This window comes from Marinobacterium zhoushanense, from assembly GCF_014641945.1.
In the GTDB taxonomy this organism is placed as follows: domain Bacteria; phylum Pseudomonadota; class Gammaproteobacteria; order Pseudomonadales; family Balneatricaceae; genus Marinobacterium_D; species Marinobacterium_D zhoushanense.
This window is the reverse complement of record NZ_BMIJ01000005.1, coordinates 70,176-94,947: the sequence shown is the minus strand read 5'-3', so window position 1 is coordinate 94,947 and position 24,772 is coordinate 70,176. Positions and strand designations below refer to the sequence as shown.

At 60.6% G+C, this 24,772-nt stretch carries 25 protein-coding genes and 2 riboswitches; of the genes, 10 read left to right on the top strand and 15 right to left on the bottom strand.

Features of this window, described 5'->3' with window-relative positions:
- Positions 1 to 6: 6 nt before the first annotated feature.
- From cobO to IEX40_RS12715, 4 genes are all read right to left on the bottom strand, one after another.
- The gene (gene cobO, locus IEX40_RS12730) at positions 7 to 615 is read right to left on the bottom strand and encodes a cob(I)yrinic acid a,c-diamide adenosyltransferase (protein ID WP_188748855.1); all 609 of its coding nucleotides are present in this window, start codon (positions 613 to 615) and stop codon (positions 7 to 9) included.
- Positions 616 to 623: 8 nt separating this feature from the next.
- Positions 624 to 1,202, bottom strand: coding sequence for a hypothetical protein (locus tag IEX40_RS12725; RefSeq protein ID WP_188748854.1), 579 nt, complete (start codon positions 1,200 to 1,202; stop codon positions 624 to 626).
- 30 nt (positions 1,203 to 1,232) lie between these two features.
- Positions 1,233 to 3,056, bottom strand: a complete 1,824-nt coding sequence (gene btuB / locus IEX40_RS12720; RefSeq protein ID WP_188748852.1) for a TonB-dependent vitamin B12 receptor — start codon at positions 3,054 to 3,056, stop codon at positions 1,233 to 1,235.
- Positions 3,057 to 3,178: 122 nt separating this feature from the next.
- A riboswitch (cobalamin riboswitch) is annotated at positions 3,179 to 3,422 on the bottom strand.
- 84 nt (positions 3,423 to 3,506) lie between these two features.
- Positions 3,507 to 4,397, bottom strand: a complete 891-nt coding sequence (locus tag IEX40_RS12715) for a LysR family transcriptional regulator (protein WP_188748850.1) — start codon at positions 4,395 to 4,397, stop codon at positions 3,507 to 3,509.
- Positions 4,398 to 4,633: 236 nt separating this feature from the next.
- Here IEX40_RS12715 and IEX40_RS12710 point away from each other — a divergent pair, with 236 nt between their 5' ends.
- The 3 genes from IEX40_RS12710 (at position 4,634) to IEX40_RS12700 (ending at position 7,288) form a co-directional block, all read left to right on the top strand.
- Entirely contained in the window at positions 4,634 to 5,743 is a 1,110-nt protein-coding gene (locus tag IEX40_RS12710; RefSeq protein ID WP_188748848.1) for an S-(hydroxymethyl)glutathione dehydrogenase/class III alcohol dehydrogenase, read from the top strand.
- 78 nt (positions 5,744 to 5,821) lie between these two features.
- Complete coding sequence (gene fghA / locus IEX40_RS12705) at positions 5,822 to 6,688, top strand: S-formylglutathione hydrolase (RefSeq protein WP_188748837.1); 867 nt, start codon at positions 5,822 to 5,824, stop codon at positions 6,686 to 6,688.
- Between the two features lie 71 nt (positions 6,689 to 6,759).
- Positions 6,760 to 6,866: riboswitch (SAM-I-IV-variant riboswitch) on the top strand.
- A 62-nt stretch (positions 6,867 to 6,928) separates the two neighbouring features.
- Positions 6,929 to 7,288, top strand: a complete 360-nt coding sequence (locus IEX40_RS12700) for a hypothetical protein (protein WP_188748835.1) — start codon at positions 6,929 to 6,931, stop codon at positions 7,286 to 7,288.
- A gap of 47 nt (positions 7,289 to 7,335) precedes the next feature.
- Here the strand turns inward: IEX40_RS12700 and IEX40_RS12695 are convergent, their stop codons facing one another.
- Positions 7,336 to 7,812, bottom strand: coding sequence for a peroxiredoxin (locus IEX40_RS12695; RefSeq protein ID WP_188748833.1), 477 nt, complete (start codon positions 7,810 to 7,812; stop codon positions 7,336 to 7,338).
- Between the two features lie 101 nt (positions 7,813 to 7,913).
- Positions 7,914 to 8,351: a 3D domain-containing protein gene (locus IEX40_RS12690; RefSeq protein ID WP_229680747.1), complete on the bottom strand. Its 438-nt coding sequence runs from the start codon at positions 8,349 to 8,351 to the stop codon at positions 7,914 to 7,916.
- A gap of 102 nt (positions 8,352 to 8,453) precedes the next feature.
- Here IEX40_RS12690 and IEX40_RS12685 point away from each other — a divergent pair, with 102 nt between their 5' ends.
- Together IEX40_RS12685 and dbpA are read left to right on the top strand one after the other, a co-directional pair.
- On the top strand, positions 8,454 to 9,104 hold the full coding sequence (locus IEX40_RS12685) for a 2OG-Fe(II) oxygenase (protein ID WP_188748831.1): 651 nt from the start codon (positions 8,454 to 8,456) through the stop codon (positions 9,102 to 9,104).
- 168 nt (positions 9,105 to 9,272) lie between these two features.
- Complete coding sequence (gene dbpA / locus IEX40_RS12680) at positions 9,273 to 10,652, top strand: ATP-dependent RNA helicase DbpA (protein ID WP_188748829.1); 1,380 nt, start codon at positions 9,273 to 9,275, stop codon at positions 10,650 to 10,652.
- A 30-nt stretch (positions 10,653 to 10,682) separates the two neighbouring features.
- Here dbpA and IEX40_RS12675 read toward each other — a convergent pair whose 3' ends face one another.
- From IEX40_RS12675 to IEX40_RS12655, 5 genes are all read right to left on the bottom strand, one after another.
- Positions 10,683 to 13,589, bottom strand: a complete 2,907-nt coding sequence (locus IEX40_RS12675; RefSeq protein WP_188748828.1) for an HD domain-containing phosphohydrolase — start codon at positions 13,587 to 13,589, stop codon at positions 10,683 to 10,685.
- A gap of 138 nt (positions 13,590 to 13,727) precedes the next feature.
- Positions 13,728 to 14,732: a serine/threonine protein kinase gene (locus IEX40_RS12670; RefSeq protein ID WP_188748826.1), complete on the bottom strand. Its 1,005-nt coding sequence runs from the start codon at positions 14,730 to 14,732 to the stop codon at positions 13,728 to 13,730.
- Positions 14,733 to 15,006: 274 nt separating this feature from the next.
- Positions 15,007 to 16,383: a Trk system potassium transporter TrkA gene (trkA, locus tag IEX40_RS12665; protein ID WP_188748824.1), complete on the bottom strand. Its 1,377-nt coding sequence runs from the start codon at positions 16,381 to 16,383 to the stop codon at positions 15,007 to 15,009.
- 213 nt (positions 16,384 to 16,596) lie between these two features.
- Positions 16,597 to 17,238, bottom strand: coding sequence for a DNA-J related domain-containing protein (locus tag IEX40_RS12660; RefSeq protein WP_188748822.1), 642 nt, complete (start codon positions 17,236 to 17,238; stop codon positions 16,597 to 16,599).
- Between the two features lie 167 nt (positions 17,239 to 17,405).
- On the bottom strand, positions 17,406 to 18,155 hold the full coding sequence (locus IEX40_RS12655) for a DUF1223 domain-containing protein (RefSeq protein ID WP_188748820.1): 750 nt from the start codon (positions 18,153 to 18,155) through the stop codon (positions 17,406 to 17,408).
- Positions 18,156 to 18,408: 253 nt separating this feature from the next.
- Between IEX40_RS12655 and IEX40_RS12650 the strand changes: the two genes are divergently transcribed.
- The 4 genes from IEX40_RS12650 to IEX40_RS12635 all read left to right on the top strand — a co-directional run bounded on the left by IEX40_RS12650 (position 18,409) and on the right by IEX40_RS12635 (position 20,935).
- On the top strand, positions 18,409 to 18,708 hold the full coding sequence (locus IEX40_RS12650; RefSeq protein ID WP_188748819.1) for an EAL domain-containing protein: 300 nt from the start codon (positions 18,409 to 18,411) through the stop codon (positions 18,706 to 18,708).
- A gap of 126 nt (positions 18,709 to 18,834) precedes the next feature.
- Positions 18,835 to 19,422 carry a hypothetical protein gene (locus tag IEX40_RS12645; protein ID WP_188748817.1) on the top strand — a complete coding sequence of 196 codons (588 nt, stop codon included), beginning with the start codon at positions 18,835 to 18,837 and terminating at the stop codon, positions 19,420 to 19,422.
- A 137-nt stretch (positions 19,423 to 19,559) separates the two neighbouring features.
- Positions 19,560 to 20,075 carry a M48 metallopeptidase family protein gene (locus IEX40_RS12640; protein WP_188748815.1) on the top strand — a complete coding sequence of 172 codons (516 nt, stop codon included), beginning with the start codon at positions 19,560 to 19,562 and terminating at the stop codon, positions 20,073 to 20,075.
- 101 nt (positions 20,076 to 20,176) lie between these two features.
- A complete protein-coding gene (locus tag IEX40_RS12635) occupies positions 20,177 to 20,935 on the top strand; it encodes a glutathione S-transferase family protein (protein ID WP_188748813.1) in 759 nt (252 codons plus the stop codon).
- Between the two features lie 76 nt (positions 20,936 to 21,011).
- Here the strand turns inward: IEX40_RS12635 and IEX40_RS12630 are convergent, their stop codons facing one another.
- Together IEX40_RS12630 and IEX40_RS12625 are read right to left on the bottom strand one after the other, a co-directional pair.
- Positions 21,012 to 21,875 carry a PA4780 family RIO1-like protein kinase gene (locus IEX40_RS12630; protein ID WP_188748811.1) on the bottom strand — a complete coding sequence of 288 codons (864 nt, stop codon included), beginning with the start codon at positions 21,873 to 21,875 and terminating at the stop codon, positions 21,012 to 21,014.
- A gap of 3 nt (positions 21,876 to 21,878) precedes the next feature.
- Positions 21,879 to 22,595, bottom strand: coding sequence for a polyamine aminopropyltransferase (locus tag IEX40_RS12625; protein WP_188748810.1), 717 nt, complete (start codon positions 22,593 to 22,595; stop codon positions 21,879 to 21,881).
- A 203-nt stretch (positions 22,596 to 22,798) separates the two neighbouring features.
- On the opposite strand from IEX40_RS12625, the gene IEX40_RS12620 reads away from it, so the two are divergent.
- The gene (locus tag IEX40_RS12620) at positions 22,799 to 23,359 is read left to right on the top strand and encodes a hypothetical protein (RefSeq protein WP_188748808.1); all 561 of its coding nucleotides are present in this window, start codon (positions 22,799 to 22,801) and stop codon (positions 23,357 to 23,359) included.
- 39 nt (positions 23,360 to 23,398) lie between these two features.
- Here the strand turns inward: IEX40_RS12620 and IEX40_RS12615 are convergent, their stop codons facing one another.
- Positions 23,399 to 24,316 (bottom strand): sodium-dependent bicarbonate transport family permease, encoded by a 918-nt coding sequence (locus tag IEX40_RS12615; protein ID WP_188748805.1) that lies wholly within the window; start codon positions 24,314 to 24,316, stop codon positions 23,399 to 23,401.
- A gap of 36 nt (positions 24,317 to 24,352) precedes the next feature.
- Positions 24,353 to 24,526, bottom strand: coding sequence for a hypothetical protein (locus IEX40_RS12610; RefSeq protein ID WP_188748803.1), 174 nt, complete (start codon positions 24,524 to 24,526; stop codon positions 24,353 to 24,355).
- Positions 24,527 to 24,772 lie beyond the last annotated feature (246 nt).

Sequence of the window (24,772 nt, the reverse complement as noted above, 5' to 3'; positions counted from 1 at the left end):
ATCCCCTCATAGTTCGACGCCCTTCTGCGCCCGGATCCCGGCCTTGAACGCATGCTTGACCACCTGCATCTCGGTCACGGTATCGGCGGCGTCGATCAGCGCCTGGGGCGCACCACGCCCGGTCACCACCACATGCTGCATCTTGGGTCGATGGGCCAGCGCATCAAGCGCCTGATTCAGCTCGATATAGCCGTATTTGAGGGCGATATTCAGTTCATCCAGCACCACCAGTCCAATCGCGGGATCGGCCAGCAATTCACCGGCCCGCGCCCAGGCCGCCCGCGCCGCCTCCACATCGCGTGTCCGGTCCTGGGTCTCCCAGGTAAAACCCTCGCCCATGACGTGGTAGCGCACCTCGGGAAAGCGGCGGAAGAACGCCTCCTCCCCGGTGCTGAAGCTGCCCTTGATGAACTGCACCACACCAACCTGCATACCGTGCCCAAGGGCTCGTGCCAGCATGCCGAACGCGGAGCTGCTCTTGCCCTTGCCGTTGCCGGTCAACACCAGCAGCACGCCACAATCGATATCGGCGCGGGCGATGGCGCCATCGACCACCGCCTTTTTGCGCTGCATCCGCTCGCGGTGGCGCTGCTCCCGTGCCTGCTCGTCGCTCATATCCTTGCTCATACAACAGCGGCCGGACGCCGTGCGTTCAGCACCCGCCACAGCTGGAACGCAGCGCCAGACACACCGACATAGCCAAACAGGGTCAACAGCCGGGCGGGCAGATAGAGCTCGATGCGCCCCCAAAGCCCAGCCAAGGTCGGTTCGGCATAGACACCGGAGAAGTAGTAGTAGCCACCGCTGGAGAACAGGTTGGAGACGAAGGCACTGGCCAGCAGAATCGCAACCAATGGTGCCAGAGTCTGCCAGGAGTCACGGTGTACACGTGCATACCAGCGGCCGCCAAACCAGAGCGAGGCGTAGGCCGGCAGCAGCAGAGCGTAGGCCGGGGAGACACAGTGGTGTTTCGCCGCCTCGGTAAAGCCGCCCAGCGAGATCACATCCAGCGCCACCGCCTGCAGGAACAGCAGCGGAAAGATCCAGCGCGGACGCAGCAGCATACCGGCCAGGAAGAACACCGCCCAGGAGGCGCTGGGCAGCGCCGCCACAGTGGCGAAGTGCTGGCCACGGGTCATCGCCATCAGCAGGATCAGCCCGATACCGACCCCATATTGCTGCGTTTTACTCAGGTTGATCATGTACGACTCCTTTCAGTTTGTCCGGTGGGTTCAGGCACCGGGGGTGTAGTGCAGCGACAGCCAGTATTCGCGATCCGGCTGGTTGTAGCGGTTGACGGTCTGGTACTGCTCGTCGAGCAGATTGTCGATCCGCCCCTTCAGCCACCAGTCGCCGCCCAGACGGTATCCCGCGCGCAGATCGACGCGGGTGTAACCGGCCAGATGCGCCGAACTGTCCTTGCGCTTGCCGACCGCTAGCAGTGAACCGCCCAACGACCAGTCGCCGAAATCACGATCCGCCGCCAGTTTCAGCACCTTGCGCGGCCGGCGACTGAGCAGGCTGTCGTCCTCCAGGTTCTTCGGATCCATCAAGTCCAGACCGCCCTGCAGCTGCCAGCCGGCTAGTCGGGTGGCGGCGCTGAGTTCCAGGCCCCGGATACGCGCCCTGGCCACGTTCGTCGGCATGTACTTGCTGTCGTCGTTCAGCGCCCAGGCGATCAGGTTGTCGATCTCGGTCTGGTACAGGTTGGCGGACCAATGCAGCCCGGCATGCTTGCCGGACAGGCCGATCTCAAAGCTTTCCGACTCCTCCGGCACCAGGTCGGGATTACCGATGGAAAAGGCGGTTTCAGGCCAGTACAGGTCGTTGAAGGTGGGTGCCTTGAAGGCGGTGCCATAGCTGGCGAACAGCCGCAGCTCCGAGTCGAGCTGGATGCCCCAGGCCAGGGAGCCGGTGGTATGGCCGCCGAACTGCTCATTGTCGTCCTGACGCAGGCTGACGGCGATATCCTGGGCCCCGAAGTAGAGCTGATACAGGCCGAACAGGGCGGCGTTGTCACGGGAGGTTTGCGCGTAATCGTTGCTGCTGTCGACTTCGTCCTGCTGGTAGTCCACCCCCCAGGTCAGTTGGTTCATGCCGCCCAGCTGATGCTCGCTGACGATCGACGCGATGTCGCGTTCGGTATCGATATGGCTCTGGTACTCGCCGTCGCCGTACTGGGTCGACTCGTCCCGGCTGCGTCCCAGCGACAGAGTCAGTGCCCAGTCATCGCGCGGGGTCAGCTCCAGCGCCGTACTCAGTGTATCCAGTCGCTGCTGCGTGGCGTAGTCGTCGAAGCTGGAGCCACCATCGTATTCGTTGTCGCCCTCGTTACGGCTCCAGCTGAGACGACCCTTGGCCCGGTCACTAAAACGGTAGCCGCCGCTCAGCGCCCAGGAGCGGTTGTCATAGCCGTCGTCATCCGGGTTATAGCCGAAGGAGCCCTCCTCCTTGGCATTGAAACCCTCGGTGGAGAAGTCGCTGATATCCAGGTTGTACCAGCCGGTATCGGTCCCGCCGGAAGCGCCGAGGCTGACGTCGCGACTGTCGTTGCTGCCGATACCGGTGCTGAAGCGGGGCGTGAAACCTTCGGCATAGCGACGGGTAAAGATCTGGATAACGCCGCCGATCGCTTCCGAACCGTACAGCGACGAGCGCGGCCCACGTACGATCTCGATCCGCTCGATCTGATCCACCGCCAGGTGCTCGAACGCGGTGGTGCCCAGGGTGGCCGAGCCGACCTTGATACCGTCGATCAGTACCAGGACCTGATCGGGATTGCTGCCGCGCAGGAAGATCGAAGTACTTTTGCCTCGGCCGCCGCTGTTGGCCAGGGTGATACCGGGTGTGCTGCCCAGCAGTTCGGTCACGCTTTGAGCCTGTTGACGCTCGATATCCTCACGACTCAGCACGGTGACCGCCGCCAGGGTTTCATCGGCGGTCTCGGCGCTGCGACTGGCTGTTACGACTATGGTGGTGGAGAGGGTTTCCGCCTGAACGGCAGAAACAGCACTGCTGCCCAGCAGAATGGCTGCTGGAAGGTTAAAACGGTTCATCTGTGTGATTGCCCTTTGCGCGCCGCCCGCACGCATCCGTAGATAAAAACGGCCTGCAAAGGGAAAAGTAAGGAATCGGGCGGAGAAAAGCCCGATCCAGTACCGATTGCCCTCCGCAATGCCGACTGTGCATGCTTCAGGCCGGTCTCCGGGCTCAGGAGTCGATGGGCGTCATCGCCACATCAGAGAACAGCGCCTTCCCATATCCATGGATACAGTGGCCTGTGCCATTCTCACTCCTCTACCGTTGCGGGGGCAGCGCCGGCATTGCGCCTGACTCTATGTCTAAGCGCGCACCGGCTTCCCGATTAAGTTCCAGACCCTGTGGATAGTCGGGCCTGGCACACCGGAAGCAAGGGGACAATTTTAGGGCGGCGGTAGGCACAGCGTCAAACCAGTCCTGCTCAATCGCAGATGACCCGCATTCAAGTCGTTAGCGCTGCAACCTGGCTAACCCCGACGCCAGGGCAGGGTCTCGAACTGCTCGATCAGGTAATCGCAGAGCAGTTTCAATCGCGGCAACTGCTGCCGTGCCTTGGGGTAGACCAGCCAAACCCCGGAGTGGCGATAGCGGTAGTTCTCCAGCAGGCTGATCAGCTCACCGCGCTCCAGCTGCGGCTCAACGTAGTAGTCGGGCAGTTGCGCAATGCCGAGACCGGCCTGCACAGCGGAGAGCACGGCCGGCCCCGAGTTGGAGCGCCAGTTACCCTGTACCCGCAGCTCACGGCGCTGGCCACGATCCTGAAACAGCCAGGTGGGGCTGGTACCGAGCAGGCAGTTATGGTGCGCCAGCTCACTCAGGGTATGCGGCGCACCGTGGCGCTCCAGGTAGCCGGGTGAGGCGCAGAGATATTCGCGCCGGTCGCACAGCCGCCGCGCCAGCAGGCTGGAATCCTCCAGCGTACCGAGCCGGATCGCCAGATCGTAGCCATCGCGGATCAGGTCGACCAGCTGATTACTCAGGTGCAGTTCGAGCTCCAGTTTGGGGTAGCGGCGCATGAACTCCGGCAGCAGTGGCGCAATGAAGCGTTCGCCAAAGGTAGCGGCGCAGGTCAGCTTCAATAGACCGGCTGGCTCGGACTGCTGACGGCTGATCCGCTCCTCGGCACTCAAGAAGCCCTCCAGCAAGTGATGGCAGTGCTGGAAATACTGCTCGCCCGCTTCGCTGAGGCGGATCGAGCGGGTGGTGCGAAAGATCAGCGGCGTCCCCAGACGGGCTTCCAGCTCTGCCACCCTACGGCTGATATGGGAGGCCGACACCCCCAGTTTCTCGGCCGCTGCGGAGAAGCTGCCCTCCTGCACCACCGCCACATAGGCCTCTATAGCATCCCACCGACGCACGCCTGACTCCTGCCAAAAAATCAGATTTATGCCAGCATTATTGCTATATGGCAAAAATAATTTGTCATCTGTGCCGAGATGAAATCCGAGCCTTTAACTACACTTTGCTTTTACGTTCGCTCCCGTTCCAGCGCAGCCATGCGACCGCGGGATACCGTACATCCTGTAACCCCCGCTCCTGCGCATCCATGCACACGCGGGATACCGTACATCCTGTACATAATAAGGAGAGAATCATGAAATCACGCGCTGCCGTGGCCTGGAAAGCAGGCGCACCACTGACCATCGAAGAGGTGGACGTTCAGGGCCCGAAGGCGGGCGAGGTACTGGTACGCATTGTCGCCACCGGTGTCTGCCACACCGACGCGTTCACCCTGTCCGGCGCTGACCCGGAAGGTATATTCCCGTCGATTCTCGGCCATGAGGGTGCGGGTATCGTCGAAGAGGTGGGGCCGGGCGTGACCACGCTGAAGCCGGGCGACCACGTCATTCCGCTGTACACCGCCGAGTGCGGCAAGTGCAAATTCTGCCTGTCCGGCAAGACCAACCTGTGCCAGGCGGTCCGCGCTACGCAGGGTAAGGGCCTGATGCCGGACGGCACCAGCCGCTTCTCGCTGAACGGTGAAACCATCTACCACTATATGGGCACCTCCACCTTCTCCGAATACACCGTGGTACCGGAGATCTCCCTGGCCAAGATCAGCATCGACGCGCCGCTGGAAAAGGTCTGCCTGCTCGGCTGCGGTATCACCACCGGTATCGGTGCGGTGCTGAACACCGCCAAGGTTGAGCCGGGCTCCACCGTCGCCGTGTTCGGCCTCGGCGGTATCGGCCTGTCGGTGATCCAGGGTGCGCGCATGGCGCAGGCCAGCCGCATCATCGCCATCGACATCAACGAATCCAAGTTCGAGATGGCCAAGCAGTTCGGCGCTACCGACTGCGTCAACCCGAAGAACTTCTCCGATCCGATCCAGCAGGTGATCGTCGACATGACCGACGGCGGCGTCGACTACTCCTTCGAGTGTATCGGCAACGTGCAGGTGATGCGCTCCGCGCTGGAGTGCTGCCACAAGGGCTGGGGTGAGTCGATCATCATCGGTGTTGCCGGTGCCGGCGAAGAGATCTCCACCCGTCCGTTCCAGCTGGTCACCGGTCGTGTCTGGAAAGGCTCCGCTTTCGGTGGCGTCAAGGGCCGCAGCCAGCTGCCGGGCTATGTCGAGGACTACATGAACGGCAAGATCGAGATCGATCCGTTCATCACCCACACCATGGGCCTTGAGGATATCAACAAGGCGTTCGATCTGATGCACGAAGGCGAAAGCATCCGCTCCGTCATCCTGTTCTGATCGAGTTCGTAACGGCGCTGTCCCGCTCCGGTGGGCGGTGCCACGCCATTCGAAATATGCCGCAAGGAGACTCGCGACATGTCTGATCTTTCTACCGACCCAGCAACCCCGGAGCTGATCGCCTGTAACAAGAGCTTCGGCGGCTGGCTCAAGCGCTACAAGCACCACTCCACCAGCACCGGCACGGAGATGATCTTCGCCATCTACCTGCCGCCGCAGGCGCAGAACCAGCCGGTGCCGGTACTCTACTGGCTCTCCGGCCTGACCTGCACCGACGAGAACTTCACCCAGAAGGCGGGCGCTCAGCGTCTGGCAGCCGAACTGGGTATGGCGATCGTCTGCCCGGACACCAGCCCACGCGGCACCGATTTCCCGGGCGAGCACGACAGCTATGACTTCGGCTCCGCGGCCGGTTTCTACGTCAACGCCACCCAGGCGCCCTGGTCCGACAACTACCGCATGTACGACTATGTGGTGCAGGAGCTGCCGGCGCTGATCGAGGAGCACTTCCCGGTCACCGATGCACGTGCGATCAGCGGTCACTCCATGGGCGGGCACGGTGCGCTTATCTGTGCTTTGAAGAATCCGGGCCGCTACAAGTCGGTTTCCGCCTTTGCGCCGATCAGCAACCCGATCAACTGTCCCTGGGGCGAGAAGGCGTTCAGCGGTTATCTCGGCGATGATCGTGAAAGCTGGAAAGCCTGGGACAGCTGCGAACTGATCGCCAACGCGGAGGAGCGTCTGCCGCTGCTGGTCGACCAGGGCGAAGCGGACGACTTCCTGGCCGAACAGCTGAAGCCGGAAGCGCTGAAGCATGCCTGTGAAACTGCGGGACACCCGCTGAACCAGCGGCTGCAGCCGGGTTACGACCACAGCTACTTCTTCATCGCCACCTTCATCGGCGATCACCTCGAGCACCACGCCAGGGCACTGGGCTTGAAGTGAGCACAAGACCGAGCGGGTTCTACCCGCTCGGTCTTGATTTCGTGAACACTCCCGGATAAGTTAGACGCTGCTTTATGCATCAAGAGAAGGGCTGACGTCCTCACCAACCTGCCAACCTGGGCAAGGTGGTTGCCGCCAAGCGGCGATGCGGTCGATACCGACAACCAATCAGGTATCCGCACTTAATACGTCAGCTCCAAAGACAGCCTTCGCCACAGCGCGAAGACAGAGGAGCACGACATGTTCGAAGCACATTACTCATCACAAGAGCTATCTCAAGCCGATTATCCGCTGTTCGGCGCTGCTGCCGAGCCGGGCCTGACCCGACGCCTGCACAGCCATGTCCACCAGTGCCCACTGCACGTGTGGGCGGCGCAGGGCAAACGCAAGGATGACTGGGGCAGGCCACAGCCGCGCTGGTTTCTTTACATCGAATACTGCCGCCGTGACGGCGCCCGTGACTGGATTTTGATCGAGCGCCCCTGCTCGCAGGCGACTGATGACCTGTTCGATGAAGTACCTTGGCTGGATCTGCGCGAGATAGATCCTAAGCTCACGCGAGAGTGGCTCGACGCCGACCACCAATCAACCGTGGGTTAGGCCGCAATGCGGCCCAACCCGGCAAACTCGCTGGCCGATGTGGGTGATCAGAGCGCCGCAAGAATCGTTTCCGCACTGCTCTGGTCGACCCCTTTGGTATCGATATTGAGCAGCTCGACCTTGCAATCATTGACGATCATCGCATAACGCTTGCTGCGAATGCCCAGGCCGCCCTCGGTCAGGTCCAGCTCCAGGCCGATCGCCTTGGCAAACTCGGCACTGCCGTCGGCGGCCATGATGATCTCGTCGGCATTCTGTGACTTGCCCCAGGCGTCCATGACAAAGGCATCGTTTACCGCGGTGCAGACGATGCTGTCCACGCCCTTGGCCTTGATTTTGTCGGCATTGACGACAAATCCGGGCAGATGGGTCAGGGTACAGCCTGGCGTGAAAGCACCCGGCACAGCAAACAGCACCACCTTTTTACCCGCGAACAGGGATAGAGTGGTCACCGACTCCGGCCCCTTCTCGCCCATGACCTTGAACGTTACCGATGGCAGTGTATCGCCAACCTGAATAGACATTTGAGATCTCCTCGAGCACAGCTATTGTTGACTAGGTTACTCGGGATTCTAGCAGTACAACGCCCAACTGCCCATTATCTCACCCCACATGCTGTCGCCGGTCAGGGCTCGTTTTCAGCCAGAACCCAGGTGATCTGTACCTTGCGTACTCCCCACTGCAGGGCCGCATCCAGATCCTCGCCCATGTAGATATCGATCTTGCGCTCCCAACGCGGATGCATCTTGTCCAGCACCACGTAGCGCCCCTTCAGGCCCTTGATCCGCACCTCGGTGCCGTGAGTAAGGCCCTCGCGCAACAGATCATCAGATACAGCGATCGCCTTCATCCCGGGCTTCAACTTATCCCCCCAGGCTGCAGTTCTGGGCTCGGAGTTGGTCTGCTCGGGCAGCGAGTTATAGGCGGAGGCGGTCACCGTCATCGAAATAGGTTCCGATTCCGCGGCACAGCGATATACCACCAGCAGCGGCAGCAGGCACAGCAGCCAACACCAGGCCTTGATCGCTTTTCTTGAAACGGTTCGATATCGATCGATCACCACAGTTGATACCAATTAAATACAAGTTAAAAACATTTCGCGTGACGAGAGTCCGATTTGGGGCTATATAGAGTGCCCCTGGCTGTAGTGTCATCACGAACGCTCATGAACAGTATACCGAATACCCCTGACGAAGCGCTGCTTGACCGGATCGCCGATGCGCTGGTCAACGAGGGTTACATCATCTGCGACCAGGCGATCGATAGCGCACTGACCCTGGCCCTGCTGCAGCGCATTCAGCAGCTTGACGAGCTGGCGTTTCAGCGCGCCGGAGTCGGCCGTGAACAGGACCAGCAGCTCAACGCCCAGATCCGTCGCGACCAGATCCGCTGGCTCGATACCCACGACGCCCGCGAAGCCGCTTATCTGTCATGGATGGATCAGTTGCGCAACGGGCTCAACCGCCGCCTGTTCATGGGCCTGTTCGACTACGAGTGCCACTTTGCCCATTACGCGCCGGGGGCCTTCTACAAGCGCCACCTGGACGCTTTTCGTGGCCAGACCAACCGTATATTGACCACCGTATTCTACCTCAACACCGATTGGCAGGGCGACGATGGCGGCGAGCTGCTGCTCTACCCCGGACAGGGGGACTGCGTGCTCGAGCGGGTCGCGCCCCAAGCCCGCCGGCTGGTGGTGTTCCTCAGTGACCGCTTCCCGCACGAGGTACTGCCGGCACGTACGGATCGCTACAGCATCGCCGGCTGGTTCCGTGTCAACGCCAGCATAGGTAACCAGATCGACCCGCCACGCTGAACCGCCCCCCATTTTAACGTTGCCGATTCCCGCGCCGGATAGACCTCCCAAAGTCGATCCGGTTCAACGGCATGGCATCCCTAATGCGGCTCATCTGCTATACTTCGCCGCCTCGATCATCGGACGCCGCGCGCGTCGATACCGCCAACCCCTTATCCCGGAACGCCCGTGACTCAGACTCGCTTCAGCAGCCTTGACCTGCCCGCCGCGCAACTCGCCAACCTCGAATCAATCGGCTACGAACAGATGACGCCGATCCAGCAGCTGAGCCTGCCGGTGGTGCTGGCCGGACATGACCTGATCGCACAGGCGCGCACCGGCAGCGGCAAAACCGCCGCCTTCGGCATCGGCCTGCTGACCCGGCTGATCCCGAGACTATTCGCCGTACAGGCGCTGGTACTCTGTCCGACTCGGGAGCTGGCGGACCAGGTGGCGCGGGAGCTGCGCCGGCTGGCGCGCTACCTGGACAATATCAAGATCGTGACGCTCTGTGGCGGCACACCGATCGGGCCGCAGATCGGCTCGCTGGAGCACGGCGCCCATATCGTCGTCGGTACCCCGGGACGGATCAAGGACCACCTGCGCAAGGGTACCCTGGTGCTGGATCGGGTCGATTGCCTGGTACTCGACGAAGCGGACCGGATGCTGGACATGGGTTTCGCCGAGGATATCGGCGCCATCATCGACAGCACCCCAGCCTCGCGCCAGACCCTGCTGTTTTCCGCCACCTACCCGAAGGATATCGAACAGCTGTCCGCCCATTACCAGCGCGAGCCCGAGCGGGTCACTGCGCCGGAGCAGCATAGCGCGGTGGAGATCGAGCAACGCGCCTACCTGTGTGACGAGCCGTACAAGGCCGATACCCTGATCGCGCTGCTGCAGCAGCAGGTACCCGATGCCGCGGTGATCTTCTGCAACACCAAGGCGCGATGCGATGAGTATGCCCAGGCGCTGAAAAGCGCCGGCTTCCAAGTCGGCGTGCTGCACGGTGATATGGAGCAGCGCGAGCGCGACCAGCGCATCACCCTGTTCAGCAACCGCAGCCTGACCCTGCTGGTGGCCACCGACGTGGCCGCCCGCGGCCTGGATATTGACGCCGTCGACCTGGTGGTGAACATCGACCTGCCCCGCGACCCGGCGGTCTACACCCACCGTATCGGCCGCACCGGCCGCGCCGGACGCAGCGGCACCGCGCTGAGCCTGGTCGGTCCGAAGGAGAGCATCAAGCTGGAGCGGATCAACGCCATGCAGTCGGCGCCGATCGAGGTGATCGAACAGCTGCCGCAGCCCAATCATGACTTCCACCCGCCGCGGGCGCCAATGCGCACCCTGGCCATCGCCGGCGGGCGCAAGAACAAGCTGCGCGCCGGCGATATCGTCGGCACGTTGACCGCCGGCGGACAGCTGAGCGGCGAAGATATCGGCGATATCGCCATCGGCGACTTCACCGCCTATGTGGCGGTGAAGCGAGAGCTGTCGGAGATCGCGCTGGACAAGCTGAAGTCGCGCACCATCAAGGGCAAGAGTTTCCGGGTCAGGAAGCTCTGAATCTGCAACCCGGCCTGACGAACACTTGGATCAGGCCGGCTCCCTTTCCCCCAGCGGCCGTCTGAAGCCGTCCTGATTGCGCCGCGCCAGCAGCATCAACTGACGGCGATCCACATTAGCCTCGTCGATCTGCCCCGCGCGCAGGAAGCGCTTGGCGTAGGTCAGGTAGATCCGTGACTCCAGAAACAGCTCGAAGATGTCGATATCGATATGCTGATTGCTGGCCATCTTGGCCATGATGCACAGCGACTCGGACAGGGTCTTGGCTTTCTTGTAGGGCCGGTCCCAGGCGGTTAGCGCCTCGAAGATATCGGCCACCGCCATGACCCGCTCCGGGATACTGCGCTCGCCGATATTCAGTCTTCGCGGATACCCCTTGCCGTCCATGCGTTCATGGTGGTTGCCGGCGATTTCGGGCACCCGCTTTAGCTCAGGTGGTAGCGGCAGGTTACTCAGCATGCAGATGGTCTGCACGATATGGTCGTTGATATGGAACCGCTCCTCCTTGGTCAGGGTGCCGGCGTTGATCGACAGGTTGTACAGCTCGCCGAGATTGAACGAGTACTCGGGTAGCTCCATGTCGAACCCCCAGCGGTTGTTGGGGTTATCACGCTCCACCGGCGGTCGGCGCTCCCCCCATTCGACCAGGTGATCGGGACGGTCGTCCAGCAGCTTCTCGATTACCGGCAGCTCCTCCAGATGCATGCTCGCCGGCAGGCGCTCGTACTCCTCCCGTGACAGCCCCAGACGCCGGTCGAAGTGTCGCGTCCAGGTCTGCTTGCCGATCTGCTCCAGGCGTGCCTTGTTCTCCGCACCGCCGAACTCCGCGCCGATGTTGGCGGTGGCGATGAAGGCAAAGTCCTCCTGCAGCTGCTTCTGCTTCTCAACCAGCGCGCGCTGCAGATCGACCATGGGCCGCCCCTCGATCGTCCCCTTCAGGTAGTCGATCTCGGCATCGCGCCAGATCACCTCGAAGCGGGTACGGATCTCATGGATACGGTTGTAGATCGTCTCCAGCTTGGTCGCCTTGTCGACCACATACTCCGGGCTGGTGATCTTGCCGCAATCGTGCAGCCAGGCGGCGATGCGAAACTCGTCACGTTCGGCTTCGGACATGGCAAAGTCCCTGAACGGCGCTTTGTCCGAGAACTCCGCCGCCTCGATCAGCATCTGCGCCAGCTCGGGCACCCGCTCGCAATGCCCGCTGGTGTAGGGCGACTTAGCGTCGATCGCGTCGGCCAGCAGGCGGATCATGGCATCCAACAGCAGACGCTGGCGGCGAATCAGTTGGCGGGTCTCGATCGCGGTTGCGGCCGAGCCGGACAGCTCATCGACCGCCCGCTGCACCAGCTCCATACTGACATCTGCCTCATGGGGCAGATCCAGCGCCAAAATGCCCAGCAGCTGCTTCTTGCGCCCCATCAGCGCGGTCAGCAGCACATCGCTATGACGATCCGGTGCAAACGCCTTGAGCACCAGTTGCTTCATATGCTCCACGTCCCTGCGGTTATGTCGCAGCGTGGTCGGTGCGTCGAGCAAGCCGCTCATGGCGACCAGCCGCAATGAAGCCTGCTCCTCTTCGAACAGGTAGAGCACTGCAGAGGATGCCGCCAGACTGTCCTTCAGATGGCGCACCACGCCGTTGAGCATGTAATCCAGATCCGGCTCCCGCGACAACGTCAGGCTCATACGCTGGAAGTGATGGATGGTTCGCGACATGCTGGCAAACACCCGGCCCAGCGCATTCAACTCCTTGATTCGCGAGTTGACCCTGACCGGACGGCTGAAATCGAAATTGGCTACCGCGCGCATCTCACGGGCCAGCTGGTGCAACGGATTGGACACCAGCCGGCCGGCCATGGCACCGAGCAGCACGAGCACGACAATCGCCGCCAGGGTCCAATACACCTGCTGCAGGCTCTGCGCCTTGGCTTCGGCCAGCACACCCTGCGCCGGGAAGGCCATCAGTAACCTCAGCGAGGCCTCAGGAAAGGAGGCCAGGGGTATCCAGACACCGAAGTAGCGGCTCTCGCCGATATCCAGCATCTGCAACGCCCCCGCCGGTTGATCCCGGTACGCGAGCCGCTCGATCGCCGGTGAATCGAGCTCCTGAACGCTGGCCTGACGCACACCGCTATCAGTCAGTTTCAACCCCCAGTAGCGATCGGCAAAGGCCACCACCAGATCGGCGTAATCGATGATCGCCAGTTGGGTTCCCGGCTTGCCAGCAATCCCGGCCAGCTGCGCCGACAACCCCTCTATCGAGGCATCCATGGCGACCACCGAGCCGCCATCCGCGCTGCGCAGCGCCAGGGTCACCCCGAGCTCATCCACGTTGGGCAGCAGATAAGGCGCGCTCAACTGCACCGTGTGGGATTGCTCGGTCTGTTTATACCAGGAGCGCGGTAGCGGGATGCCCTGATCCTCCATGCCCTTCTGGGTCTCGATCAGCTGCAGCCGCTGGTCGAAGAACAGCATATCCCCTTTCGCCAGCGGGTTATCGCGGCTATCCACGACAAAGGCGGCCTGGTCCGGCACGTGTAACCGCCGCCGGATATCGGCGCTGGCCGCGCGCACGCGCACCACACGGGCATCCGGATCACCGGCATAGACGGCCACGACACTGGGATAGGTCAGCAGGATATCGACCAACACCGGCAGGTGCTGCAACCGGTTGCGCTGATTTCGAGCATCGGTGAAGGGGTTGTGCGCCAGAACCCTGAGCGCACTGGCCAGGGGGTTGACGAGATGGCTGATACGGCTGTCGACGTCGGCTGCCAATCGCTCTGCAGACTCGATGGTGTCCGCCAACAGCAGGGCACGCTTATCCAGGTAGGATTTACCCACCAGTACCGCACTGAGTAGCAACATGCTCAGCAGGATCGCTGCGGTGATCAACACCTGCAGCCGTACCTCGGCTCCTTTGCTGCTCGCCATGAGCGACCTCGTCTATGAGAAGTGTGTGCAGATCCGTCCGTTCATCGCCATATCCCACCCAGTTATAGCATGCTCCTTGATGTAAAGGTGCTTAACCACAGAACAAGCGTAGCAAAAGTCGCCAGGTACCGACGATATTTACAGGAGCGTCAGCACCGGTTCGCGCAGTTTGGCGAACTGCTCGCGCAGCTGCAGCAGGTGTTCACCCCAGTAACGCTCGGTATTGAACCAGGAAAAGTTGCGCGGGAAGGCCGGATCGTCCCAGCGCCGCGCCAGCCAAGCGCTGTAGTGCAGCATGCGCAGGGCGCGCAGCGGCTCGACCAGATGTAACTCGCGCGGGTCGAATTCGGCGAACTCGTTATAGCCTTCGACGATCTCGTTCAACTGCAGCTGCAGCTCGTTGCGATCGTCGCCGGTGAGCAGCATCCACAGGTCCTGGATCGCCGGCGCCATGCGGGCATCGTCGAAATCGACGAAATTGGGGGTGTCGTCGCGCCAGAGGATATTGCCACCATGGCAGTCACCGTGGGCCCGCAGGTAGCGGACGTTACCGGCCTGCTTGAACGCCGCCTCCACCTCGCGCAGCAGATCGGCGGTCAGGCTGACGTAGGCCGCGCGCAACGAGGCCGGGATGAAGCCCTGGGCGATCAGCTCGACGCTGTCGTAGCCGTAGCTCTGGATATCCAGCCGGGGCCGGTATTCGAAATCATGCACGGCACCGATCAGGTGGATCCGGCCCAGGGTGTGCCCGAGCTGATAAAGGTGGTCAGGGTCGCTCAGCTCTGGCGCCCGGCCGCCGTGGCGGCGGTACAGGGCAAAACGGTATTCGCTGTCGTTGGCCAGAAAGCGAAACAGGCTTTCGCCCGCTTCATTGCGCATCGGCGCCACCACCGGCAGCTCCTGTTCCGCCATCTCGAAACAGAAGGCGTGCTCCTCGAGAATCTGCTCATCGCTCCAGCGCCGTGGCCGGTAAAACTTGGCGATCAACGGCTGCGCGTCCTCTATCCCCACCTGATAGACCCGGTTCTCATAACTGTTCAGCGCCAGGATCCGGCCGTCGCTGAGGTAACCCTGGGACTCCACCGCGTCGATGACGGTATCGGGCATGAGCTGGTAGAAGGGCTGGCTCGGATTGTCTGTCATGGGGCACCACTGCATTCTCTAATGGCGCATTCTAGCTTCTGGCTCGAGCCGGCGCGAGGAGCGAAGCTCAGTTCTGTCGCGGCGGCGCGTTTTCACCACCGATAAACCTGTAGCCCACCCCGGCTCTGTCTCGATATAGCGGGGGGCGGTGGCGCTATCGCCAAGCGTGTTGCGGATCTGGCGGATAGAGATGCGCAGGCAGTGGGTGTCGCCCAAGGACACCGCGCACCAACGAAGTTGAACGAAACCGCCTGGGCATACCGAGCCCCCTCAATCAGAACAGTGCTAGCCCATCCTGGAACATCTTCTCCACCGCCCCCAGACTCTGCTTGTTGGCCATGATAAAGATCAGGTGGTCGCCCTCCTCGATCCGCAGATCGCCTTTCGCGATCAACACCTGGCCATCACGCACGACGGCACCGAGCACGACACCGGCGGGTTGAGGCAGCTCGGCGATACGACGGCCGACCATCCGCGATCGGCGACTGCCCCCCCGTGCCACCGCCTCCAGCGCCTCGGCGGTTCCCTGGCGCAGAGAGTAGATGCGGGCCATGTCACCGCGCCGCACATAAGTCAGCAGACTGCCGATGGTGATCTGTTGCGGCGAGATGGCGATATCGATCACATCGCCCTCGATCAGCTCGATGTACGCCGGGTTGTTGATGATCGTCATCACCGAACGCGCTCCCAGCCGTTTGGCCAGAATCGAGGCCATGATATTGGCCTCGTCGTCGTTGGTCAGGGCGCAGAACAGATCGGTCTGGTCTATCCCCTCGGCACCGAGCAGGTCCGCTTCCGATGCACCGCCGTTAATCACCACCGTTTGCGTTAGTTCAGCCGAGATCTGGTTGCATCGGGCGATACTGCGCTCGATCACCTTGACGCTGTACTGCCCCTCCAGCCGCTGGGCCAGCGCTTTGCCGATATTGCCACCGCCGGCGATGATGATCCGCCGATAGGGTGGCCGCTCGCCGCAGCAGTGCGACATCACCCGCTGCATCTGCTCCGCCGCCGATACAAACAACAGCTCGTCGCCGGCCTCGATCAGCGTATCCCCCGAGATCCCGATCGCCTCCCCCTGCCGGTAGATCGCAACCACACGCATCCGCACATCGGGCAACTGACGACTGAGCTCGCTGAGCCGGCGCCGGCAGATCGGCGACTTGGCCACAACCCGTATCGACACCAGCTTGACCAGGCCATCGGCAAAGTCGAGCACCTCGGTCGCCCCAGGGTAGTGGAGCAACTGCTCCATATATGCCGTCACCAGCTGTTCGGGGCTGATCATCACGTCCACCGGCACGGCGCTATCGGTGAACAAGCGGGCGGCGTGGGTCATGTATTGGGGGGAACGGATGCGGGCTATCTTGCGCGGTGTATTGAACAGGGTACTGGCGATCTGGCAGGCGACCATGTTGACCTCGTCGCTGCTGGTTACCGCAATCAGCATGTCGGTATCGGCGCAACCGGCCTGATCGAGCACACTGGGATAGGACGCCTCCCCCTCCAGCGTGCGCAGATCGAGCCGGTCCTGCAGCAAGCGCAGACGCTCGGGCTCGTTGTCGATGACAGTGATGTCATTGGCTTCGCTGGACAGTTTCTCCGCCAGCGCGGCACCGACCTGCCCGGCGCCGAGAATGATGATTCGCATATGGGACACCGCCGAATAATCGGCATTGCACGGCAACTGACTATATTGTCGGACTGCCCGGCGTAAAAATTCGAGAGCGCGAATGCGTCGCTGTCGTAAAAATTGCGTAAAAATCTGGCAACAACTGCCAGGCATACCGGTAGGCTTTATACCAGACGACCCGATACCGACGACAGCCTGGGGTCGTAAAAGAAAGGGCCTGCGCAGTCATCGTCACGCCATCAGCAACTCATAGGCTTCGCGTACCCGGCGAAACTGCTCCGCATCGCCGCCTCGATCCGGGTGGTGGCGGGCCGCCAGTCGCCGATAGGCCTGGCGAATACTCTCCGGCCCGGCACCCGCCTCCAGCCCCAGCACCTGACAGGCCTCTTCGATGCGATGATCGCTGAAATAACGGCGCCAGAAGCTATCGAGGAGTTTCTGGACATAAGCATTGCTGCTCTTTTCAAACTCGCTCCAGTCCAGATAGTAGCTACGCAGGGGGTGGGGTTTGGCCAGCACCTGCTGCGCCGAGACGGTTCTGTTTTCCAGTGCATGGAGCTGAATGTGCAGGGCCGATATCGACAGCTCATAGCCCTGCTCGTACAGCACCGGCTCGAGCCGGTAGAGGGCGTTCATGACCAGGAAATGCTTGCGAAACAGCAGCAGATCCGCGGTGACATCGGGATCGGCATCGAGTTCGAGGCCATCGAACTCCAGCATTTTCATCAGCGCGTACTCGCTCAGTCCCTCCGGGTACTGGTGCAGCAGGCGCGCTATCGGCACAAGCAGTGGGTTATCGACCATCGGTTCCTCGCAGGGCACATCGGCGCGGCGAGGCGCCACGGCAGCCCCACCAACGTCAACAACTGACACTTGTCGACCGTGTCGAACTGTTCCGGTTGCAGAGAGTTCTCAGCGTATCGGAGATAGCTGCCGGACTCCAGAAATAGCCGGAACCGCTCACCCTCTACATATTGATCTTGGTCATGAAGGCGAGGATGTGCGCTGATTTGGACAGCAAGTGAGCATCCCAGCAGGGCCTATCGGCCGTGGTCGGCAGCTCGAAGATAGCCGCCAGCCACCTGCTGCGGGGTCATATCCCCCTTGGCCGTCACCCAGGCCACCAGTGCCGTGCTTGACTGCCCCTGCGCCTCGGGTGGCGGCAGGTTCAGTTGCCACCGACCCCGTTCCGAGTCCTGCTGCCAAAAGCCGAGCACCACGAAATCATGCTCCAGTCGCCGGCCGCGATTTTCCCCCCGACCGACATCCGAGCTCAGCCCCATTCCCAGATAGGCCAGGCTCAGCGTCAACGCTTGTCCATCGCCGCCGCTATAGTTCGCGCTGACCTCGCCCGCATCATACTCCAGCGTCAGCTCACCACCCGGCAGCGCTGTGGCTGGCAACTGCCTCGGCCCGCGGAACCAGGCGCTCCACTCCCGGCCGTTGACGACAAAGCCCGGCGTATAAACTTGGCTGATCAGTCTCTGGCGGGCATAGCTACGCTGGCGGGCGCTGTAGTCGGGCAGCGAGAAACGGTCCTCCCAGCCCAGCGAGTTCCAGTAATCGACATGAAAAGCGACCGGATACAGCGTCTTGAACAGCTCCGGTCGCTGGCCCAGTCCACGCAGCCAACGGTCCGCCGGCGGACAGCTACTGCAGCCCTCCGAGGTGTACAGCTCGACCAGCGTCGCGCCGGGTGAGGAGTGGAAGCTTTGCGCCGTCGCCGGCAGCGCCGGCAACGCCGGCAACGCCGGCAACAGGCCGAGGATAAGGGTTAACCAGAATTTCATCGCGCCCTCCACAGAAGATCCGCCAAAATTGAAGTATGGCTGGGCTCAATATGCACTCATATAATCGTGGCACCGGTCATACCGAGTCGGCACCATGTGAGGGATAGTCGGATCAGCATGCGATTACTTACACAGGGATGGAAGCCTGTGGTTTTCGATCTCGCGCGGCGCGTCTGAAACCACGACACAGCGCATCTACTATTCTTACCTGTTGATTGGAGAGGAGTTTCACCCAATTGATAGAGCTTACGAAATGCCAAACATCAGCTGCGCGCATTGTGCCGACGGCTCCGCACTTGATATAGGCTTTTCCATGGCGTTTCAGCCGATTGTCGATCTGCACGACCGCAGTCCCGCCCGCCAGGCTATTGTCCGCGCTATCGTCTCATTGTGCCAAGAGCTCGATATCGGCCCGCTCGCCGAGGGCGTTGAAACCCGGGACGAACTGCGCTGCCTCAGCGACCTCGGTATCTATCTCTACCAGGGTTACTACTTCGCCAAACCCGCTTTCGAATCGCTGGCAGAGGTTCCAGAAGACAGGTTCGATATCTGAGGCGGACGGTTATTACAGCGCTACCGCTTTAGGCTTCAGCCCGGAGTTAAGCAACCACTCACTGTGCGAACGGCTATACTTGGCACTGCCTGCTATTGGCTCCAGCGTACAACGTCGGGATTCAATATGTCCAAGTGGTCTGCAGCGATACTCACTCTTTTCGTCCTCCTTGCAGGCTGCTCGAATGTTCAGATGTACCCTGAACACTGGGCGCAGTTAGAAAAGACTGGTGACGATCAGTGTCTGGACCTAAGCGGTACTTATTCTAATCAGGCTGAAAGTGCTAAGGGTGATGTATCGATATCACTGGCAATGTTATTTTTTCAAACTGGAACGCTAGAAGATAGCGCCTCTACATTGAATGATGTGGAAATGGTAAAAATTTATAACACTCATGATGAACTGCATGTTGAAGCATTAAAAGACGCTAGATTAGTTGATAAGAAAGTATTTAACGAAAGCGACGGGGGTATTTTGTGCGAAGAGGTTTTTTGGACAGTTAAGGGATCAACCTTTGTATCCTGGTCAGGCTTTGTTGGCAAAGCGTCTGAAACAAATGCCTATACCGTCAGCACAGATGGTCTTGTCGTAAAGCGTAGAGTCGTAATCGGCGGCCTCTCATTGTTCATTCCGATCGCCACGTCGTCCGAAATTTGGATTCTGTATAGAAACGCAAGTATACCGTCGGAGGAGAACGAACAAAGTTCGCGGTGACTGGCCTCGCTAAATCAAAAACCCTTAATCTATTTGCTGCACGCTTCTAATCTTATAGATATAAAACAGTTTTAATTAATATCTTTAAGATCATAAAATATAAGCCAATTCCTTTTCAGTACGGTGTTTCATCTCCCTTGAGCCAGCCCAAACCCTCCAACTACCTCAGCGGCTACAGCTCCGAGGTGCAACAACAGGCCCAGTCCCTGCTGGACAGCAACAAGTCCGGCGCCTGGTTACTGAAAAAGTATCCACAGCCTCATGAGTTGGGGTCGGAGCGGGCGCTGTATGAGTATGCCCAGGGGATCAAGAACCAGTACATGCGCAGTTCGGCGCCGATCAGCAAGGTGATCTATGACGACAAGATTCACGTCATCAACAATGCGCTGGGCCTGCACACCTATGTGTCACGGGTGCAGGGCAGCAAGCTGAAGGCGAAAAACGAGATTCGGGTGTCGTCCCTGTTCCGCAAGGTGCCGGAGCCGTTTTTGCGGATGATTCTGGTGCATGAGCTGGCGCATCTGCGCGAGAAGGCGCACGACAAGGCGTTTTACAAGCTCTGCTGCTATATGGAGCCGGATTACCATCAGCTGGAGTTTGAGCTGCGCTTGTACCTGTGTCACCGCGATCGGTTTGGTGAGTTGTGGGGATGATGCAAAGCTCGGACATCAACTTATGCCGCGGAACTGGCGTATAAAAATCGCATCGAGCTGACGTGCCGCGTGCGTCAGTTAAGAACATAGGGAGATGTCTTATGATCACGCTATATCAGTTCCCATTTTCACACTACTGCGAGAAGGTCCGCTGGGCCCTTGATTACAAGGGGTTGCCTTTTACCACCAAGAACCTGTTGCCTGGCCTGCACCTGAGGGTTACACGCAAACTGGCACCGGGAAGCAGCGTTCCGATCCTGGTCGATAACGAACGTATCATTCAGGATTCAACGGAAATCATCACTTTCCTGGAAGAAAAGTACTCAGCGCAACCGTTAACACCGCGAGATCCGCAGCATGCGAATGAGGCAATGGAGTGGGAGGCGTATCTGGATGAAGAGATCGGGACCACGCTCAGGCTATGGTTTTACTACTATGCGCTTCCCGATCGCAACTGCGCCCTGAACTTCCTGCTCGATGGCGCGCCCTGGTATGGGCGGCCTCTGTTTGCCGTTATCTATCCCAAGGTTCGTGACGCGATGATCGAGTTTATGGATATCAATGCCGAGTCGGCCTCCAGAGCAAAGGCGCGTTTAGAATCAGCCCTGGATAGATTGGACGCCGCATTGGAGGGCAACCGTTTTCTGGTTGGGGATAGGTTTTCCAGAGCCGACCTGACCGCATGCGCGTTATTGTCACCCTATTGCGCACCCGGTAAGTCAGACACGGAGATTGCATCTGCATTTCCGGCGCCGGTAGCCGACTTGCGGGAGGCGCATAAGAACAGGCCCTTCTTCAATTGGGTGCTCGACACCTATCGTCAATATAGGGAACCAAAAGCCGTCGGTAGACCAGAGTAGCACTCAGTGCCAGAACCGAATGCTGGCCTGGACTCCCAGGTAAGAGGCAAGTGGTGACGTGACCGCGATCCGGGCGTTACTGCTCCTCACCCTGTAGATCCGCCCTCAGGCGCTCGCGCCGCGTCTCTTCATCGCGCAGGATCTGCTGGATCTCGGCCATGACCGCATCCACATCCGCACTGTGTTCATCCTCTACCACCAGCCCGGTCAGTTCCGATTCGTGGGTCAGCTCACCCGCTTCGAACAGGTTCCACATCTCGGCGGCGTAGCGGGTGTCCAGCAGCTCTTCGGCGTACTGGGCGTAGTAGCGCGTCATGTTGTCCACGTCGCGCTCCAGCATGGCGCGGGCGTTGTTGTTGGCCGCCGCATCCACCGCCTGGGGCAGGTCGATGATCACCGGGCCGTAGTCGTCCACCAGGACGTTGAACTCCGACAGGTCGCCGTGAACGAGACCTGCGCAGAGCATCCGCTTGACGTACTCCATCACCATCAGGTGATCCTCGCGCGCCTGTTCGGCGGACATGGCGACATCGTTCAGACGCGGGGCGACACGGCCTTCGTCGTCGGTGACCAGCTCCATCAGCAGTACGCCGTCGAAACAGCCGTAGGGCTCGGGCACCCGCACGCCATTGGCGGCGAGGCGGTAGAGCGCATCGACCTCGGCATTCTGCCAGGTCTCTTCGGTCTCTTTGCGGCCGAAGCGCGACCCCTTCTCCATGGCGCGGGCGCGGCGCGAGTTGCGCACCTTGCGCCCCTCCTGATACAGCGCCGCCTTCTTGAAGCTGCGCTTTTCCGCGTCCTTGTAGACCTTGGCGCAGCGGATCTCGTCGCCGCAGCGCACCACGTAGACCGAGGCTTCCTTGCCGCTCATCAGCGGCCGCAGAACCTCGTCGATCAGGCCATCTTCCAGCAGGGGGATAAGGCGTTTAGGGGCTTTCATCGCTTACAGTGTTCCCACATAGACGGTGTTGGTGGCCATGCGATCCTGGAAGGGGTTGTGGAAATCGACCTCGTGTACTTCGACCGACGCAAACACCTTTTGCAGGAGTTCGGTAAACGGGGCATCCGGCGGCTCGTTGGACCAGAAGCCGAACACGCCGCCGGGCAGCAGATGGGTGGCCAGCTGCTTGAGCCCCGCTTCACTGTAAAAGGGCTTGCTGGCGTCGTTGAGCAGCGCCCGCGGCGAGTGGTCGATATCGAGCAGAATGGCATCCAGCTTGCGCCCCGGCCGGTCAGGGTCAAAACCGTCTTCGCGGGCACTGAGGGCAAAGAAGTCGCCCTGCACGTAGCGGCAGCGCGGATCGGCATTGAGTACCTTGCCCAGCGGCACCTGCTCCTGCCGGTGCCAGCCGATCACCGGCGGCAGATACTCGACGATCATCAGTTCGCCGACCTTGTCATGCTTGAGCACGGCGGCGGCGGTGTAGCCAAGGCCAAGCCCGCCCACCACAACCGACAGACCCTCACCCGTTAATGCGCGCAGCCCGCAATCAGCCAGCGCCACCTCGCCGTCGACAAAGTAACTGGACATCAGAAACTCGTCGCCGAGTTTCACTTCATAGATATCCCGATCGCCCATCACCGCTATACGTCTGCGCCTGAGCGAGATAGTACCGATTGGGGAGGGCTGAGAGTCGATCTCTTCGAATAGTATGCTCATGCGGGCATTTTACGTGTTGCGCGGGCGCTAAGATACCGATCCCGCCTACGTTTCAGCACTCTCTCGTTGATCGCCGGGGATAGCGTTGGCTGCTCGGGGCTCCTGCCCCTATGCTTCAATCATAGGCTAGGCGTGTCCTGCAGAGCGGGGTAAGTCCAAGATCCACGCCTATTCCTCACCTAAACACCTGGGGAGGGCAGATCATGTTCAGCAAAGATCATTTTATCCAAGACTGTATCAAAGCGGTGGCCGAGGGAGAGGGCGCGGTACGTGAGATTATGGCGGGAGCGATTACCGACAGGGCAAGGATCATGGCGGAACTGGGTGAGCCGGAACGTGCCGGTATTTCAGCACTGTACCGATCACCGGAGCTTACCATTATCAATTTTGCCTGGGCGCCCTGTATGAGTCTAATGCCACACAATCACCAGATGTTTTCGGTGGTCGGCATCTATTCCGGCCGCGAAGACAACATTTTTTGGCGCAGAACCGGCACCAGCATCGAGGCGTTCGGCGCGAAATCGCTGGGTGTGGGTGATATCGTCGTACTCGACCGCACAACCATCCATTCTGTGCTGAACCCGATCGCTAAGATGACCTGTGCAATTCATGTCTATGGCGGCGACTTTTTTGCACCCGAGCAACCCAGAAGCGATTGGGACCATGAAACGTTGGTCGAGCGACCCTGGGATATAGACCGGGTCAAAACACTGTTTCGAGAGGCGGATGAACGGTTCAGAGCGACGGCAGCGCCCGGTGGCTGACCCGATTATCTGCCAGCCACCAGGGTTTGTCTCGATGGGTTAGAGCGATACCAACTCCAGATAGAGCGGAATACCGACCAGAACATTGAACGGGAAGGTGATGCTGAGCGATGCGGTGATCGACAGGCTCTGATTGGCCTCCGGCAGCGAATTGGCCATGGCGGCCGGCACCGCGATGTAGGAGGCACTAGCACCGAGTGTCGCCAACAGGACGGTGCCACCGACCGAAAGCCCCATGACACTGGCCAGCGCCGCGCCCAGCGCCGCGCCGATCAGCGGCATGAACACCGCGAAGCTGGCGATAAACGAGCCGAACTTGAGGATCAGGCCGATTCTGGATGCCGCCTGACGCCCCATCTCAAGCAGGAAGAGCGCCAGTACACCGTGGAACAGCGTGCCGAAGAAGGGCATCAGCTTCGCGCTCTGTCCCGCGCCCAGCCAGCCGATCAGGATTGAACCGACCAGCAGCAACACGCCCTGGTTCAGAAACATCTCGTGACTGAGCTTCTTGAAATCCGCGCCGGCGCCGCGCGCCAGCAACAACCCCACCGCAATCGCCGGCACCTCGAGCAGCGCCACGAACAGGGCGAAATAGGGCTCGTAGGGCACATCGTTGACTTCCAAATACGCCAGCGCCACCGCAAAGGTGGCCACACTGACCGAGCCGTAGTGGGCGGCCACCGAAGCCGAGTCCACTCTGGACAGACCGCCTATTTTCCACAGAATCGGGAAGGCGATCAGGGGCAGCAACGCACCAAAGGCGATGACGGCCGCCGATTGTCCGAGCAGCGACAGACTCGCATACTTGGACAGCGCGATACCGCCCTTAAGGCCGATCGCGACCAGCAGAAAGAGGGTCAGGCTCTGGTAAAGCCCTTTCGGCATCTTGATCGGCGCCCCCAGCAGTTGCGCAACCGCTCCAAACAGAAAGAACGCGGCGACAATATCCAGTCCCATGATTTACTCGCTATGCTTCGGATAGGTCGTGAGGATTCAAGCGGATGTCGCGCGTTGGGGCAGAGCGCGCATGGCGATTGAGCTGCCGCCGATCAAACAGGCAACGATGACCAGCCCCCATCCGGACAGACCCGCCAGGGTCAGCAGAGTACCCATGGTCAGCAGCAGCAGTGCGGTGAAGAGCTCAAAGGTCAGGCGTTTGTCGATCACGTTGTACTCTCTCGGTTGATGCTAGACGTTAGGTGGTGAAAAACAGGCGCTCTGTTGAGCGCCTGTTTCGGGTTATCGAGGCTGCGGCGGCAGCGGGATGGGTTTCTGCGGCCAATCAGCAGCGATCTGATCGTCATGTTCTGCAGTGCTGTCTTTCCACATAGTTAAGCCTCCTGATTTTGGGCCGGCGCCTGTGGCCAGCTGGAGGTAAGTGTGCACCAATCAAATAATAGATAAAAATCGATA